The following is a 14,467-nucleotide window of genomic DNA, read 5'->3' as shown; positions in this document are numbered from 1 at the left end:
TCCACAAATGGCATCGGAAGCCCTCCCTCCGACACACTATGACTTGTCGACCATCAACCCGGTTCATTCTGTCAGGTATCAGCCCGGGCTGTACCCGGACGCTGCCCCTCACCCTAACCCTCTCCCCGTAATGACGGGGAGAGGGGACGTGCCCTGTCGAGAGTTTTGGGTGGGACGGAGAGGTCGCGGCATATCCCCTTCTCCCCGCGCGCGCGGGGAGAAGGTGCCGGCAGGCGGATGAGGGGCAGATCCCACGGGCGGACCTGAATGAAAGAATGCAGGCGGGGAGGGCCAGGATGCCTTTCCGCAGCCGACGGGCTACGTGTGGTAAACTTGCAATGCAAGGTCGAGCGGCGATCCAAACTTTGTCAACAGTCGACACGTTCAGGCGGGATCCATAAAATTTATCATTATAAAACAGTTGTTTAACCTGTCACAAATGTTTCACGCATTTGACATAAAAGGACGGTGCTTACAGCGTTAAGAGAGTCCCGCCGATGAAAAAAGGCATGCGAGGGCCTCTCTATAGGCCGCACTCACACAAGCCCAATGCGGGAGATTTCTAATGAACACCTTCAAGCTCACCGTTGCCGCGCTCGCTGCAACTGCCGCTTTCGCTGGCGCAGCCGTCGCTCGCGACCAGATCCAGATCGCTGGTTCGTCCACCGTCCTGCCTTACGCCAAGATCGTTGCCGAGTCCTTCGGCGAGACCTTCACCAACTTCAAGACGCCGGTCGTCGAATCCGGCGGCACGGGCGCTGGTCTGAAGGAATTCTGCAAGGGCGTTGGTGAAGACACCATCGACATCGCCAACGCCTCGCGTCCGATCAACAAGAATGAAGCCGAAGCCTGCAAGGCCGCCGGCGTAACCGACATCCAGGAAGTCAAGATCGGTTATGACGGCATCGTCTTCGCAACCGACTCGTCCAACCCGGATGTCGCTTACGTTCCGGCCGACATCTACAAGGCCCTCGCTGCCCAGGTCGTCGTCGACGGCAAGCTCGTCGCCAACCCCTACAAGAAGTGGTCGGAAGTCAACCCGAAGCTCCCGGCCGTTGATATCGCCGCCTATATCCCGGGCGAAAAGCACGGCACGCGCGAAGTCTTCGAACAGAACGTTCTTGCCGCCGGCTGCAAGGCTTCGGGCGCTCTCGACGTTATCGCCAAGGAAATCACCGACAAGGCTGCCCAGACCAAGGCTTGCGTCGCAGTCCGCAAGGACGGCGCTGCAGTCGACATCGACGGCGACTATCCGGAAACCCTCGCACGCATCGCCGCCAACAAGACCGGCGTCGGCGTATTCGGCCTTTCCTTCTATGAAAACAACGCCGACAAGCTCAAGGTCGCCAGCGTGAACGGTATCGTTCCGTCCACCGAAACGATCGCCAACGGCACCTATCCGGTTTCCCGCCCGCTGTTCTTCTATGTCAAGAAGGCACATCTCGGCGCCGTTCCGGGCCTGAAGGAATATGTCAACTTCTTCGTATCCGACCAGATGATCGGCCCCGACGGCCCGCTGGCTGAATACGGCCTCGTTGCCGCTCCGGATGCCGAGCGTGATGCGATCCGCAAGGACGTCGAAGCCGGTAAGTCCATGTAAATGACTTTGCCGGCGCGGTGCTTCAAAGCCCGCGCCGGCATCATTAATGTCCCTGCGTGGCGGTCTTTCCGCTGCAGGGTTGAATTCCTTCTCCATGATTGGAAGCCGAAGGCAGGCTGATGAAGCCGCCGCGCTTTTTGGGGCCACGGGCCTGGGGACGCAACGAATGAGCACATCCGTCATACTTCTGTGCCTTGTGGTGATCGGCGCCGCCGCCTATCTGGTCGCGCGCAGCCGTGCCACGGCCCTTGCCGGAGGCAGGTCCTCCGCACTGCATTCCCGGCCGGCCTATTACGGCGCCTATGCCGCGATCTGGACGGTTCTTCCCGCCCTCATCGTCCTCTGCGTCTGGCTCTCCGTCAGCCCCGGCATCATCCAGTCCTCGGTTCGGGGAGCTTTCCCTGCCGACGTCAAGGCTCAGGCCGCGGCCGAACAGGATCTGAGCTATTCGATGGTGGCGACGGTCGCGCGCGGGCTGACGATGCTGACATCCGACGAAGCCGCCGCGGTGGCAAACGATCCGGCCGCCCTGCAGGCCAAGCTCAGCGAAAAGGGCGTGCCGCTCGCCGGCCAGCCGCAGCCTTACATGGTCGAGGCCGCCAAGACGCTGAATGCCATGAGCATGACGAGCCGCCTCGCCATGACGGCGATCGTCTTCATTCTGGCCGTTGCCGGCGCCCTTTATGCGCTGCGCGCCATCGCGCCGCGCTTCCGCGCCCGCAACCGCGTCGAGCGCGTCATGCTCTGGGGCCTGCTGCTCGCCTCCTCGATCGCCATCCTGACGACGGTCGGCATCGTGTTGTCCATGCTGTCGGAAGCCGCCCGCTTCTTTGCCGTCGTTCCCGCCGGCGAATTCTTCTTCGGCACCGTCTGGGATCCGCGCTTTGCCGGCGCCGGCAGCTCCTCCTTCGGCCAGTTCGGCCTGATCCCGCTCCTGCTCGGCACGCTCTATATCGGCCTCGTCGCCATGCTGGTCGCGGTTCCGGTCGGCCTATTCGCCGCCATCTATATGGCCGAATACGCCTCGCCGAATCTGCGTTCCGTCTCCAAGCCTCTTCTCGAAGTGCTGGCCGGCATCCCGACGATCGTCTACGGCTTCTTCGCGCTCGTCACCGTCGGTCCGTTCCTGCGCGATTTCTCCGCCCAGATCAGCGGCCTGCTCTCCGGCAGCTACACCAATTTCATCCAGGCGCAGAGCGTTCTGACGGCCGGTATCGTCATGGGCATCATGTTGATCCCCTACGTCTCCTCGCTGTCGGACGACATCATCACCGCCGTGCCGCGGGCACTGCGTGATGGTTCGCTCGGTCTCGGCGCCACACGCTCCGAAACCATCAAGAAGGTGGTCCTGCCGGCCGCGCTTCCCGGCATCGTCGGCGCGCTGCTGATGACCGCCTCGCGCGCCATCGGCGAGACCATGATCGTCGTGTTGGCCGCGGGTGTCGCCGCCCGCATTCAGATCAACCCTTTCGAGCCGATGACCACGGTGACCGTCAAGATCGTCAACCAGCTGACGGGCGACCTTGAGTTCACCTCGCCGCAGACGCTGGTTGCCTTCGCGCTCGGCATCACGCTGTTCTGCATCACGCTTTGCCTCAACATCTATGCGCTCTACATCGTGCGCAAATACCGGGAGCAGTACGAATGACGATTATTGTTTCTCCCGCCATCGGTGCCACCGTTTCCAAAGCGCCGGCCCGCCGTGATATCGGCATCAAGCGCCGCTATGCCGCCGAGCGCCGGTTCCAGGCCTACGGTATCGCCGCCATCGCCTTCGGCCTTATCTTCCTCTTCGTCCTGCTATGGACGGTGATCGGCAAAGGCTACACCGCCTTCCAGCAGACGACGATCACCCTGCCGATCGAATTCGCCGAAAAGACGATCGATCCGAACAGCAAGCGGGCGACCGATCCTTCGGTGCTGATTGCCGCGAACTATCCGGTTCTGCTGCGCGACGCCATCGTCAAGCAGCTGAACATCAATGCATCGAGCCGTCCGGATGTGCGCGATGCAACCGCCATGCTCTCCAAGAGCGCGCCGATCCAGCTGCGCGATCTGGTCGTCGCCGATCCCTCGATCATCGGCAAGACGGTCAATGTCACCTTGCTCGCCGATGCCAATATCGATAGCGCCAACAAGGGCCAGATCGATCTTTCCGTCGATGAGAAGAACCGCAAGGTCAACGACAAGCAGGTCAACTGGATGAACCAACTGAAGGCGAGCGGCGCTCTTCAGAAGCAGTTCAACACCGGCCTCTTCGTCAACGGCAATTCCAGCCGTCCGGAGGCCGCCGGTCTCGGCGTGGCCCTCATCGGCTCGCTCTACCTGATGCTGATCGTGCTGGTTCTGTCGCTGCCGATCGGCGTCGCCGCCTCGATCTATCTCGAGGAGTTTGCGCCGAAGAACAGGCTGACGGACCTGATCGAGGTCAACATCAACAACCTCGCAGCCGTCCCGTCGATCGTCTACGGTCTTCTCGGCCTTTCCGTCTTCATCAACTTCATCGGCCTGCCGCGCTCGGCTTCTCTGGTGGGCGGCCTGGTGCTGACGCTGATGACCCTGCCGACGATCATCATCGCCACCCGCGCGGCCCTGCGCGCCGTGCCGCCCTCGATCCGCGCTGCAGCTCTCGGCCTCGGCGCCTCGAAAATGCAGATGGTGTTCCACCATGTCCTGCCGCTCGCCATGCCCGGCATCCTCACCGGCACGATCATCGGCCTGGCGCACGCGCTCGGCGAAACCGCGCCGCTGCTCTTGATCGGCATGGTCGCCTTCGTCGCCAACGCGCCCGCGACACCGCTCGAGCCCTCGACGGCCTTGCCCGTGCAGGTCTATATGTGGGCGAACGAGGCCGAACGTGCCTTCGTGGAGCGTACTTCGGGTGCCATCATCGTCCTGCTCCTGTTCCTGGTCGTCATGAACATGGGCGCCATCCTCTTGCGTCGTCGCTTCGAGCGCCGCTGGTAAACGGAGTCAAACATCATGAACATGCTGACGGAAGCTGCAGTTGAAAAGGCGCTGGATCAGAAGATGAGCAACGTCCCGTATAAAATGATCGGAGAGGATGTCTCCGTATACTACGGCGAGAAGCGCGCGCTTTTCGACGTGAACCTGAACATCCGCGAAAACACCGTAACCGCCCTGATCGGCCCCTCGGGCTGCGGCAAGTCGACCTTCCTGCGAAGCCTGAACCGCATGAACGACACGATCGAGGGGTGCCGCGTTACCGGCAAGATCACGCTCGACAGCGACGATATCTATGATCCGGATATCGACGTCGTCGAACTTCGCGCCCGCGTCGGCATGGTTTTCCAGAAGCCGAACCCGTTCCCGAAGTCGATCTATGAAAACGTCTCCTACGGCCCCCGCATCCACGGTCTCGCCAAGTCGAAGGCCGATCTCGACCAGATCGTCGAGAGCAGCCTGCAGCGCGCCGGGCTCTGGAACGAGGTCAAGGACCGCGTGCACGAATCCGGCACGGGCCTCTCCGGCGGTCAGCAGCAGCGCCTGTGCATTGCCCGCGCCGTTGCCGTCAGCCCGGAAGTCATCCTGATGGACGAGCCCTGCTCGGCCCTTGACCCGATCGCCACCGCCAAGGTCGAAGAACTGATCCACGAGCTCCGCGAAAACTACACGATCGTCATCGTCACCCACTCCATGCAGCAGGCCGCGCGCGTCTCGCAGCGCACCGCCATGTTCCACCTCGGCAATCTTGTCGAGGAGAACGACACCGACAAGATGTTCACCAATCCGGACGATCCCCGTACCCAGGACTACATCATGGGTCGCTTCGGCTGATCACGGCCATCCGAAGCCTTCCCCTTATTCGAGGACAAAGCCCCATGGCATCGACACATATTTATTCTGCCTATGATGATGATCTGAAGTTCCTTTCCAGGCGGATTTCCGAAATGGGCGGCCTGGCCGAACAGATGGTCGCCGAATCCGTCCGGGCGCTAGTCAACGGCGATACCGCGCTGGCGCAGAAGGTCATCTCCGACGACGTGATCCTCGATCATACCGAGCGCGAAATCGGCGACAAGGCGATCGTCACCATCGCCCGCCGTCAGCCGATGGCGGCGGACCTGCGCGAAATCATGGGTTCGATCCGCATCGCCGCCGATCTCGAACGCGTCGGCGACCTCGGCAAGAACACCGCCAAGCGCGTCATCGCCGTGCAGAGCACCGGCGTGCCCCGCAAGCTCGCCCGCGGCCTCGAGCATCTCTCCGAGCTGGCGCTTGTCCAGCTCAAGGAAGTGCTCGACGTCTATACGACACGCGCTGCCGACAAGGCGACCGCCATCCGCGAACGCGACAACGAGATCGACGCCATGTACACCTCGCTGTTCCGCGAGCTCTTGACCTACATGATGGAAGATCCGCGCAACATCACGAGCTGCACGCATCTGCTCTTCTGCGCCAAGAACATCGAGCGCATCGGCGACCATGCCACCAACATCGCCGAGACGATCTACTACATGGCAACAGGCGCCCAGCCGGAAGGCGATCGCCCGAAGGATGACAGCGCCAACACCGTCGGCGCCGCGACGGAATAATCCTTCCAAGATTGCGTGCGCGCCCGTTCGGGGCGCGCAAAGAGGTCGCAGCCAATTTCTGAATTTGCGCAGGACGCCTGCTTATACCCCCAGTTTAAGGCTTGTGCGCGAGGAGACGGACACGCATGATCCCGAGAGTCGCAGTTGTTGAAGACGAGGAAGCGCTCAGCGTGCTCCTTCGCTATAATCTCGAAGCCGAAGGCTTCGAGGTCGATACCATCCTGCGCGGCGACGAGGCCGAAATTAGGCTTCAGGAGCGCACGCCCGACCTGCTCATCCTCGACTGGATGCTGCCCGGCGTCTCCGGCATCGAACTCTGCCGGCGCCTGCGCATGCGGCCGGAAACCGAGCGACTGCCGATCATCATGCTCACGGCGCGCGGCGAGGAGAGCGAGCGTGTGCGCGGACTGTCCACCGGCGCCGACGATTATGTCGTCAAGCCCTTCTCGACCCCCGAACTCGTCGCCCGCGTCAAGGCGATGCTGCGCCGTGCCCGCCCCGAGGTGCTGTCCTCGGTGCTGAAATGCGGCGATATCGAGCTCGACCGCGAAACCCATCGCGTCCACCGCAAGAGCCGCGAAGTCCGCCTCGGCCCGACCGAATTCCGCCTGCTGGAATTCCTGATGTCGTCGCCGGGCCGGGTCTTTTCCCGCTCGCAGCTGCTCGACGGCGTCTGGGGCCACGACATCTATGTCGACGAACGAACCGTCGACGTCCATGTCGGCCGCCTGCGCAAGGCGCTGAACTTCTCCAACATGCAGGACGTCATCCGCACCGTCCGCGGCGCGGGTTATTCGATGGAAGCCTGAGGCTGAGGGAGTGTGTGGGGTGGGCGTTCCCGCCAAACGCACGGCAGTACGGCTTGTGAGGCCCCCCTTGCCGTCGTCGATCGCAGCCGCTTCGTCGCCAGCGTCATTGCGCCGGCGAGGCTTATGCGTCTCGGCTCCACCTTTCCATCGCGCCTGCAGAGCCGACTTGTCCCAGCATCACCTCGCCTCCGTCATCCCAGGGCTTGACCTGGCTTGACCCTGGGATCCATGCGGCCGGCGCTGCGGGAACAGGGATGCATCCAACAGCAGGGAAATTATGGAAGCCGAGTGCTTGGTTGTGGATCCCAGGGTCAAGCCGGGTCAAGCCCTGGGATGACGGAGCGCGTGGTTGGCGCTCTCGCCAAACGCGCCGGTGGTGCAACCTGTAGCACCCGTTTTTGCCGCCGATCCATCGCCGCTGCAGAGCCGTCGCGCCATCGCCGCTGCAGAACCAGCTTCATCGCACTGGCGTGGCTTATCTGTCCAGGCACCACTTCTCCTCCAAGCCCCGGGATGACGGAGTGTGGGGTTGGCTTGGTTGCTAAACGCAAAGGTCACTTCCCCGCTCGAATAAAAAAACGGGCCGCTCGGCCCGTTTTTTATGTCCGGCGATGTCGCCTTCTCAGCTGACCCGTGCCGCGGCCCGGCGCCTTTCGTTGATCGGCTGATAGGCAAGCTTCTGATGATAGCTGCAATAGGGCGAATTGTCGGGGGACTCGCAGCCGCAGAAATGGAAATCTTCCTTGAGCGGGTCGCCGACCGGCCATTTGCAGGTGCGTTCGGTGAGCTCCGTCAGGCCGAGGCGGCGAGAAATCGGCACGACCACATTGCCGGCCGGCACATATTCCATTTCCTCGACGGCATCGACCTCGATCTCTTCCTTCAGCATCGTTGCGCCCTGTTGACGGGTCACGGTGCGGGTGGTGATCCGGGAGGCGTAATTCGGCGCGCGGGGCGCGGATGTCTGGCGCTTCGGCGTGCGCGCCGCGGTGGCCGTGCCGCCGGCCTTGGCGCGGCCGGGAAGGCTGAGCCTGTGCACCTTGCCGATAACGGCGTTTCGGCTGACGCCGCCAAGCTGCGCAGCAATCTGGCTGGCGCTCAGTCCTTCGGCCCAAAGCTTCTTGAGTTTCTCGACCCGCTCGTCTGTCCAGTTCATGCCCTGTCTCCACCTTTTGCGTTGGTGATGGCAGAATCCCTCACCGTTGTCCCGGAAGCCTCCGAAACAAGAAACGCTTGATCAATTTTGGTGACTAGTTCCGCCGCATGCAGTCTAGTAATTGAACTTTAACCTAGTGTGAGGCTGACTCCGTGACAAGAGTCGCGGGAATCCGGATGAATCGAATTTCAAGTTTTCCCCAACTTGCTGCCTCTGCGTGGCATTTCTGCAATAATGCCTGTTGAAGGCCGAAAGTGCCGCTGCACAAGCCTGCTGCATAGGCTAAGGCGCCAGTTTTGTTGACATTGCAGCGCGAAAAGGAAATAGTACCGCTCGCCGCCGAAAGGCGGCATTTTTGATTTTTTGGACCTGGTTTTGTTAGCCGGAGTCCGTGCAAGACAACATTGAACGGGAGACCCGCGCCATGGCTGAAGCCGCGCCGCTTTATGACACCTATTCTCGCGCCCCGCTGCGGTTCGAGCGAGGCGAGGGCGTATGGCTGATCACCGAGAGCGGCGAGCGTTATCTCGATTTCGGCGCCGGTGTCGCCGTCACCTCCGTCGGCCATGGCAACCCGCATGTGGTTGCGGCGCTGAAGGAGCAGGCCGACAAGGTCTGGCACCTCTCCAACATCTATGAGATCCCCGGCCAGGAGCGCCTCGCCAAGCGCCTGACGGACGCTACCTTCGCCGATAAGGTGTTCTTCACCAATTCGGGGGCCGAGGCGCTCGAATGCGCCATCAAGACCGCGCGCCGCTACCAGTTTTCCAAGGGCCATCCCGAGCGGTACCATATCATCACCTTCGAGGGCGCCTTCCATGGGCGCACGCTCGCGACGATTGCCGCCGGCGGTCAGGAGAAATATCTCGAAGGTTTCGGCCCCAAGGCTCCGGGTTTCGATCAGGTGCCGTTCGGCGACATCGAGGCCGTCCGCGCCGCCATTACCGATGCGACGGCCGCAATCCTGATCGAGCCGGTGCAAGGCGAGGGCGGCGTGCGTCCCGCCACCGGCGAATTCATGAAGGCGCTTCGCCGGATCTGCGACGAAAACGGCCTGCTGCTGATCCTCGACGAGGTCCAGACCGGCGTCGGCCGCACCGGCAAGCTCTTCGCCCATGAATGGTCCGGCATCACGCCCGATATCATGGCCGTTGCCAAGGGCATCGGCGGCGGTTTCCCGCTCGGCGCCTGCCTTGCCACGGCCGAGGCTGCCTCCGGCATGAAGGCCGGCACGCATGGTTCGACCTATGGCGGCAATCCGCTGGCCATGGCGGTTGGCAGTGCCGTGCTCGACGTCATCCTCGCCGATGGCTTCCTTGAGCATGTGCGCGACGTCGCGCTCGTCTTCCGCCAGGGGCTGGCCTCGCTCAAGGATCGGTATCCCGATGTGATCGAGGATATCCGAGGCGAGGGGCTTCTGCTCGGCGTCAAGGCTGCGGTTCCCTCGGCCGAATTGCTGCAGGCGATCCGTGCCGCGCATCTGCTCGGCGTGCCGGCCGGCGACAACGTCATCCGCCTTCTTCCGCCGCTGGTGGTCACTGCCGAAGAAGCCCGCGAGGGGCTCGTGCGCCTCGAGCGCGCCGCCGAGAGCATCCGCGCCGCCAAGATCAAGAAGACGGCTTGAAGGGATCGCCGCCTTCGGGCGCACGACAGGTAAGAACATGGCTCCTAAACATTTCCTTGATCTTTCGGCCGTCACCTCGGCCGACCTCAGAACTATCATGAACGACGCGCTCGCCCGCAAGCAGGCCTTCAAATCCGGTAAGGGCGACAAGCCGCTCGCCGGCAAGATGCTGGCGATGATCTTCGAAAAGCCGTCGACGCGCACCCGCGTTTCCTTCGACGTCGGCATGCGCCAGCTCGGCGGCGAAACGCTGTTTCTCTCCGGTACTGAAATGCAGCTCGGCCGCGCCGAGACGATCGGCGACACCGCCAAGGTGCTGTCGCGCTATGTCGATGCGATCATGATCCGCACCACCGAGCATTCGCGCCTGCTGGAGCTTGCCGAACATGCGACCGTGCCTGTGATCAACGCGCTGACGGACGATACCCATCCCTGCCAGATCATGGCCGATATCATGACCTTCGAGGAGCATCGCGGCCCGATCAAGGGCAAGACGATCGCCTGGACCGGCGACGGCAACAATGTGCTGCATTCGCTGGTCGAAGGGGCGGCGCGCTTCGGCTACCGCATGAACATGGCCGTGCCTCTTGGTTCCGAGCCCAAGGATCACTATCTGAACTGGGCCCGCAATGAGGGCGCCGAAGTCATGCTCTGCCATGATGCCGACCGTGCGGTCGAAGGCGCCGATTGCGTGGTGACCGATACCTGGGTCTCCATGAATCAGGAACATCGGGCCCGGGGTCACAACGTCTTCCAGCCTTATCAGGTCAATGCGGCCTTGATGGCCAAGGCCGGCAGCGATGCATTGTTCATGCATTGCCTGCCTGCTCATCGCGGTGAGGAAGTGACGGACGAGGTGATCGACGGCCCGCAATCCGTGGTCTTCGATGAAGCGGAAAACCGTCTTCATGCGCAGAAGTCGATTCTTGCTTGGTGCCTGGGCGCGATCTGAACCATAATCGGATGTTGCGAGTCATAAGCTTGCGGCCCGACTGCGCGAGCGCCGGACACTTTGGCCGCCGCTCCAGAAACTAGGAGTAAAGCCATGGCAGAAGCTGCAGCCGCCCTCGGCCAGTTCGATTTCGCCGGCGATGATCATGTCGTCCCCTTTCAGGTGGAGGGTCTGGATGTGCGCGGCCGCGCCGTCCAGCTCGGCCCCATGCTCGATGCGATCCTCGAGCGCCATCATTATCCCGCGCCCGTCGCCCGGCTGCTCGCCGAAGTCGTCGTACTGACGGTGCTGCTCGGCACCTCGCTGAAGTTCGACGGCAAGTTCACCGTGCAGACCAAGGGCGACGGCCCGGTCGATCTGCTCGTCGCCGATTTCTCGACGCCGGAGAACGTGCGTGCCTATGCCCGTTTCGACCGGGCGCTGCTCGACCAGGCGATTGCCTCAGGCGAGACCGAGCCGGAGCAGCTGCTCGGCAAGGGCGTGCTTGCCTTCACCATCGACCAGGGCAAGTTCGCGCAGCCTTACCAGGGCATTGTCGCCCTCGACGGCACGTCGCTCGAGGAGATCGCCGGCGTCTATTTCCGCCAGTCGGAGCAGATCCCGACGCGCGTGCGCCTGGCTGCGGCCGAACTTTTCGACCGTGACGATACCGGCAAGCCGCGCCATCGTTGGCGGGCAGGCGGCCTCGTCGCCCAGTTCCTGCCGGAGGCACCGGAGCGCATGCGCCAGCCTGATCTCCACGGCGGCGACGGCGATAACGGCGACCGTCCGCATGGCGAGGATGACGCCTGGACCGAAGCGCGCTCGCTGGTCGAGACCATCGATGCCGACGAGCTGACCGATCCGCAGGTCGGCACCGAACGTCTCTTGTTCCGCCTGTTCCACGAGCGCGGCGTGCGCGTCTTCGAGCCCCGCGCCGTCTTCGACCGCTGCAGCTGCTCGCGGGAAAAAATAGGCAACGTGCTGAAGGGGTTCACCGCCGAGGAGATCGAGGCCAGCCAGGAAAACGGCGAGATATCCGTCACCTGTGAATTCTGCTCGACCACCTACCGCTTCGAAGCAGCCGAGCTTCAGCCGGCGGAATAACATTAGTCGCGCTTAGCGCGAAAAAGATGCGCATTGCAGCGGCACAGTGACTCGACTTTTAGTAGTCACTGTGCACCTATTATCCCAACTGGTTCTGGGGGCGGGACGTCAATGCGGCTTTTGTATTTTGTATTCGCATTCATTGCTGCGATGCCACGGATTGTCCTGGCTGATGACGAAACAATCAAATGGAAAGAAGTTGGCGGCTGGACCGTGGCTGTCGACCCGACCTTGGGCAACGGCTGTTTTGTTCTCACTTCATTTGATGACGGCACCGTTTTTCGTCTGGGCTTTAATTTTACAAAAAAGGAGAGCCCTTTTTACATTGTGATCGCAAATCCGAACTGGATCCTTGGAAGTGGGAAAGCAATATCCCATCGAACTGTCGTTAGATCGTTCTCAATGGACGGCGAATGCGAGCGCTCTCGATCTTGATGGCTTCAAGGGATTATGGATCGATTTTAAGGATTCCAGTCTGATTGCCGAGTTCGCTCGTAAACTGAGTTTTCGCGCCACCTTCAACGGAAAGCAGATTGTTGCGCTGAGTTTAAAAAATTCCGTCAGGGCAACGGATGAGATGCTCACCTGCCAGAAGGCGGTAAACGCTGCAGTCGCTCAGCGGCCAGCCACGCCCCAATCAAAGGATCCGTTCGAAGCAAAGCCGGACACCCGGACGGCCTCGGATCCTTTTGATCTCTGATGCATGTCGTCTGGGGGTGATCGGGCATATCGACTTTGGGGCCTGCGCTCAGTTCAGCACGCGCAGTAGCCCCGGTGAATCCAGCGAGAAGGCGGGGATGTCGACGTCGAATAGCTCGCCTTCATCCGTTTCCATCTGGTAGTGGCCGAACATCAGGCCTGAGGGCGTGTCGAGCGGGCAGCCGGAGGAATATTCGTAGGTGTCGCCGGGGCTGAGCCGCGGCTGTTCGCCGACCACGCCGGGGCCGGTCACCTCGTCCACCACCCCGTTCTGGTCGGTGATGTTCCAGTAACGATTGATGAGGCGAACGGCGACGCCGGAATTGTTGCTGATGACGATCCGGTAACCCCAGACATAGCGATCGTCTTCCGGATCGGATTGCTCCTCCAGATAGAACGGTTCGACCACGACTTCGATATCTCTTGTGAGGGCGCGATACATGCCTTGCACCATAGTCAAGATATGTTACCCGTATCTTATAAAGAGGCCCCGTCCGTCAAGAAACGGAACGTTGATCAGCGGTCAAATGGTGATCATCGTATGGTTTTCGATCGTTAAGCCTAATCGTCAGCGTTAATTTTACTTCGCAACGCCGGCGCGGGGGTACTTGTTCCCGCAGATCGGCGGCCGGCTCCTCATTGAAGTCCGGCCGCTATTCCAGTCCATCAGGCCGAAACCTTGGAAAGCGCCTGCGCGAAATCCTCGATCAGGTCGTTCGTATCCTCGATGCCGGCCGAAAGCCGCACCGTACCCGGAGAAATGCCGAGTTCGGCACGCGCCTCTTCCGTCAGGTTCTTGTGCGTCGTCGTTGCCGGATGGGTGATCAGGCTTTTGCTGTCGCCGAGATTGTTAGAGATCTTGATGATCTCAAGCGCGTTCTGCAGCGCGAAGGCCGCCTCCTTGCCGCCCTTCAGCTCGAAGCAGACGAGCGTCGAGCCGCCGGTCATCTGCTTGGCGATGATGTCAGCCTGCGGGTGATCCTTGCGGCCGGGATAGATCACCTTGGCGACCTTGCCCTGCTCTGCCAGGAAATCGGCGATCTTCGCCGCATTTTCAGTCTGCTGCTTGACGCGCAGCGGCAGCGTCTCGATGCCCTTGAGAAGCGTCCAGGCATTGAACGGCGACATGGCCGGGCCGGTATGGCGGAAATAGTCGTGCAGGTTCTCGTCGATCCATGCCTTGTCGGCGAGCACCACGCCGCCGAGGCACCGGCCCTGGCCGTCGATATGCTTGGTGGCGGAATAGACGACGATATGGGCGCCGAGTTCGAGCGGCTTCTGGAAGAGCAGCGTCGCGAAGACGTTGTCGACGATCACCTTGGCGCCGACCTGGTTGGCGAGCTCGGCGACGCCTGCGATATCGATCACTTCGAGCGTCGGGTTGGTCGGGCTCTCCAGGAAGAATACCTTGGTATTCGGGCGGACCGCCTTTTCCCAATTGGCGAGATCCCGGCCGTCGACCAGCGTGCACTCGATGCCGTATTTCGGCGCCAGCGTTTCCACGACCCAGCGGCAGGAGCCGAACAGCGCGCGGGCGGCGACAATGTGGTCGCCGGCCTTGACCTGGCAGAGGACGGCGGCGGCGACGGCTGCCATGCCGGAGGCGGTGGCGCGGGCATCTTCGGCGCCTTCCAATGCGCACATGCGCTTTTCGAACATGTCGTTGGTCGGGCTGCCGTAGCGAGCGTAGATGAAGCCGTCCGTTTCGCCCTTGAAGCGGGCTTCTGCCGCTTCCGACGTGTCATAGACGAAACCCTGGGTGAGATAGATTGCCTCTGATGTTTCGCCATATTGCGAACGCAGCGTGCCGCCATGGACGAGTTGGGTTGCCGGGCGCCAGGTCTTGCTCATGCCATCACCTTCACATAACAAAAAAACCGGCCGCAAAAGCAGACCGGTTTCATAACCCGGTCTTTTTAGCCACTTGTTTAACGTGGCTGCAAGCCGACCGGCCAAATCACCACGGGATAATTCTGCAATACTGC

13 protein-coding genes and 1 riboswitch are annotated in these 14,467 nt (G+C 61.7%); of the genes, 10 read left to right on the top strand and 3 right to left on the bottom strand.

Annotated elements, in window-relative coordinates; genetic code table 11:
• Positions 1–565 precede the first annotated feature (565 nt).
• The 6 genes from FHT70_RS26855 (at position 566) to phoB (ending at position 6,965) form a co-directional block, all read left to right on the top strand.
• Positions 566–1,600 (top strand): substrate-binding domain-containing protein, encoded by a 1,035-nt coding sequence (locus FHT70_RS26855; RefSeq protein ID WP_183706011.1) that lies wholly within the window; start codon positions 566–568, stop codon positions 1,598–1,600.
• 166 nt (positions 1,601–1,766) lie between these two features.
• Positions 1,767–3,248 (top strand): phosphate ABC transporter permease subunit PstC, encoded by a 1,482-nt coding sequence (gene pstC / locus FHT70_RS26850; protein ID WP_183706009.1) that lies wholly within the window; start codon positions 1,767–1,769, stop codon positions 3,246–3,248.
• Positions 3,245–4,567: a phosphate ABC transporter permease PstA gene (pstA, locus tag FHT70_RS26845; protein ID WP_183706007.1), complete on the top strand. Its 1,323-nt coding sequence runs from the start codon at positions 3,245–3,247 to the stop codon at positions 4,565–4,567. The genes pstC and pstA overlap by 4 nt, the downstream gene beginning before the upstream one ends.
• Positions 4,568–4,582: 15 nt before the next feature.
• The gene (gene pstB, locus FHT70_RS26840) at positions 4,583–5,398 is read left to right on the top strand and encodes a phosphate ABC transporter ATP-binding protein PstB (RefSeq protein ID WP_183706005.1); all 816 of its coding nucleotides are present in this window, start codon (positions 4,583–4,585) and stop codon (positions 5,396–5,398) included.
• A gap of 44 nt (positions 5,399–5,442) precedes the next feature.
• Positions 5,443–6,156: a phosphate signaling complex protein PhoU gene (phoU, locus tag FHT70_RS26835; RefSeq protein WP_004672769.1), complete on the top strand. Its 714-nt coding sequence runs from the start codon at positions 5,443–5,445 to the stop codon at positions 6,154–6,156.
• Between the two features lie 125 nt (positions 6,157–6,281).
• On the top strand, positions 6,282–6,965 hold the full coding sequence (phoB, locus tag FHT70_RS26830; RefSeq protein WP_004672768.1) for a phosphate regulon transcriptional regulator PhoB: 684 nt from the start codon (positions 6,282–6,284) through the stop codon (positions 6,963–6,965).
• A gap of 622 nt (positions 6,966–7,587) precedes the next feature.
• Here phoB and FHT70_RS26825 read toward each other — a convergent pair.
• On the bottom strand, positions 7,588–8,121 hold the full coding sequence (locus FHT70_RS26825) for a GcrA family cell cycle regulator (protein ID WP_097601772.1): 534 nt from the start codon (positions 8,119–8,121) through the stop codon (positions 7,588–7,590).
• A 424-nt stretch (positions 8,122–8,545) separates the two neighbouring features.
• Here FHT70_RS26825 and FHT70_RS26820 point away from each other — a divergent pair, with 424 nt between their 5' ends.
• From FHT70_RS26820 to FHT70_RS30750, 4 genes are all read left to right on the top strand, one after another.
• On the top strand, positions 8,546–9,745 hold the full coding sequence (locus tag FHT70_RS26820) for an aspartate aminotransferase family protein (RefSeq protein WP_183706003.1): 1,200 nt from the start codon (positions 8,546–8,548) through the stop codon (positions 9,743–9,745).
• A 37-nt stretch (positions 9,746–9,782) separates the two neighbouring features.
• Positions 9,783–10,697, top strand: coding sequence for an ornithine carbamoyltransferase (gene argF / locus FHT70_RS26815; RefSeq protein WP_085776829.1), 915 nt, complete (start codon positions 9,783–9,785; stop codon positions 10,695–10,697).
• Between the two features lie 93 nt (positions 10,698–10,790).
• Positions 10,791–11,783 (top strand): Hsp33 family molecular chaperone, encoded by a 993-nt coding sequence (locus FHT70_RS26810; RefSeq protein WP_183706001.1) that lies wholly within the window; start codon positions 10,791–10,793, stop codon positions 11,781–11,783.
• Positions 11,784–12,141: 358 nt separating this feature from the next.
• Positions 12,142–12,483: a hypothetical protein gene (locus tag FHT70_RS30750; RefSeq protein WP_311044243.1), complete on the top strand. Its 342-nt coding sequence runs from the start codon at positions 12,142–12,144 to the stop codon at positions 12,481–12,483.
• Positions 12,484–12,531: 48 nt separating this feature from the next.
• On the opposite strand, the gene apaG is transcribed toward FHT70_RS30750, so the two are convergent.
• Together apaG and FHT70_RS26795 are read right to left on the bottom strand one after the other, a co-directional pair.
• Positions 12,532–12,924, bottom strand: coding sequence for a Co2+/Mg2+ efflux protein ApaG (gene apaG / locus FHT70_RS26800; RefSeq protein ID WP_010029240.1), 393 nt, complete (start codon positions 12,922–12,924; stop codon positions 12,532–12,534).
• Between the two features lie 224 nt (positions 12,925–13,148).
• Complete coding sequence (locus tag FHT70_RS26795; RefSeq protein ID WP_183705999.1) at positions 13,149–14,333, bottom strand: O-succinylhomoserine sulfhydrylase; 1,185 nt, start codon at positions 14,331–14,333, stop codon at positions 13,149–13,151.
• A gap of 44 nt (positions 14,334–14,377) precedes the next feature.
• A riboswitch (SAM riboswitch) is annotated at positions 14,378–14,456 on the bottom strand.
• Positions 14,457–14,467 lie beyond the last annotated feature (11 nt).

It is taken from the genome of Rhizobium sp. BK049, from assembly GCF_014193135.1.
GTDB lineage: Bacteria > Pseudomonadota > Alphaproteobacteria > Rhizobiales > Rhizobiaceae > Rhizobium.
Note: the sequence above shows the minus strand (reverse complement) of the source record. Positions and strands in the feature narration are given on the sequence as shown.

What these genes read in the sequence shown, in the direction of transcription:
- FHT70_RS26855 (WP_183706011.1), top strand. Translation starts at nt 566, where the DNA reads ATGAACACCTTCAAGCTCACCGTTGCCGCGCTCGCTGCAACTGCCGCT.
- pstC (WP_183706009.1), top strand. Translation starts at nt 1,767, where the DNA reads ATGAGCACATCCGTCATACTTCTGTGCCTTGTGGTGATCGGCGCCGCC.
- pstA (WP_183706007.1), top strand. Translation starts at nt 3,245, where the DNA reads ATGACGATTATTGTTTCTCCCGCCATCGGTGCCACCGTTTCCAAAGCG.
- pstB (WP_183706005.1), top strand. Translation starts at nt 4,583, where the DNA reads ATGAACATGCTGACGGAAGCTGCAGTTGAAAAGGCGCTGGATCAGAAG.
- phoU (WP_004672769.1), top strand. Translation starts at nt 5,443, where the DNA reads ATGGCATCGACACATATTTATTCTGCCTATGATGATGATCTGAAGTTC.
- phoB (WP_004672768.1), top strand. Translation starts at nt 6,282, where the DNA reads ATGATCCCGAGAGTCGCAGTTGTTGAAGACGAGGAAGCGCTCAGCGTG.
- FHT70_RS26825 (WP_097601772.1), bottom strand. Translation starts at nt 8,121, where the DNA reads ATGAACTGGACAGACGAGCGGGTCGAGAAACTCAAGAAGCTTTGGGCC.
- FHT70_RS26820 (WP_183706003.1), top strand. Translation starts at nt 8,546, where the DNA reads ATGGCTGAAGCCGCGCCGCTTTATGACACCTATTCTCGCGCCCCGCTG.
- argF (WP_085776829.1), top strand. Translation starts at nt 9,783, where the DNA reads ATGGCTCCTAAACATTTCCTTGATCTTTCGGCCGTCACCTCGGCCGAC.
- FHT70_RS26810 (WP_183706001.1), top strand. Translation starts at nt 10,791, where the DNA reads ATGGCAGAAGCTGCAGCCGCCCTCGGCCAGTTCGATTTCGCCGGCGAT.
- apaG (WP_010029240.1), bottom strand. Translation starts at nt 12,924, where the DNA reads ATGTATCGCGCCCTCACAAGAGATATCGAAGTCGTGGTCGAACCGTTC.
- FHT70_RS26795 (WP_183705999.1), bottom strand. Translation starts at nt 14,333, where the DNA reads ATGAGCAAGACCTGGCGCCCGGCAACCCAACTCGTCCATGGCGGCACG.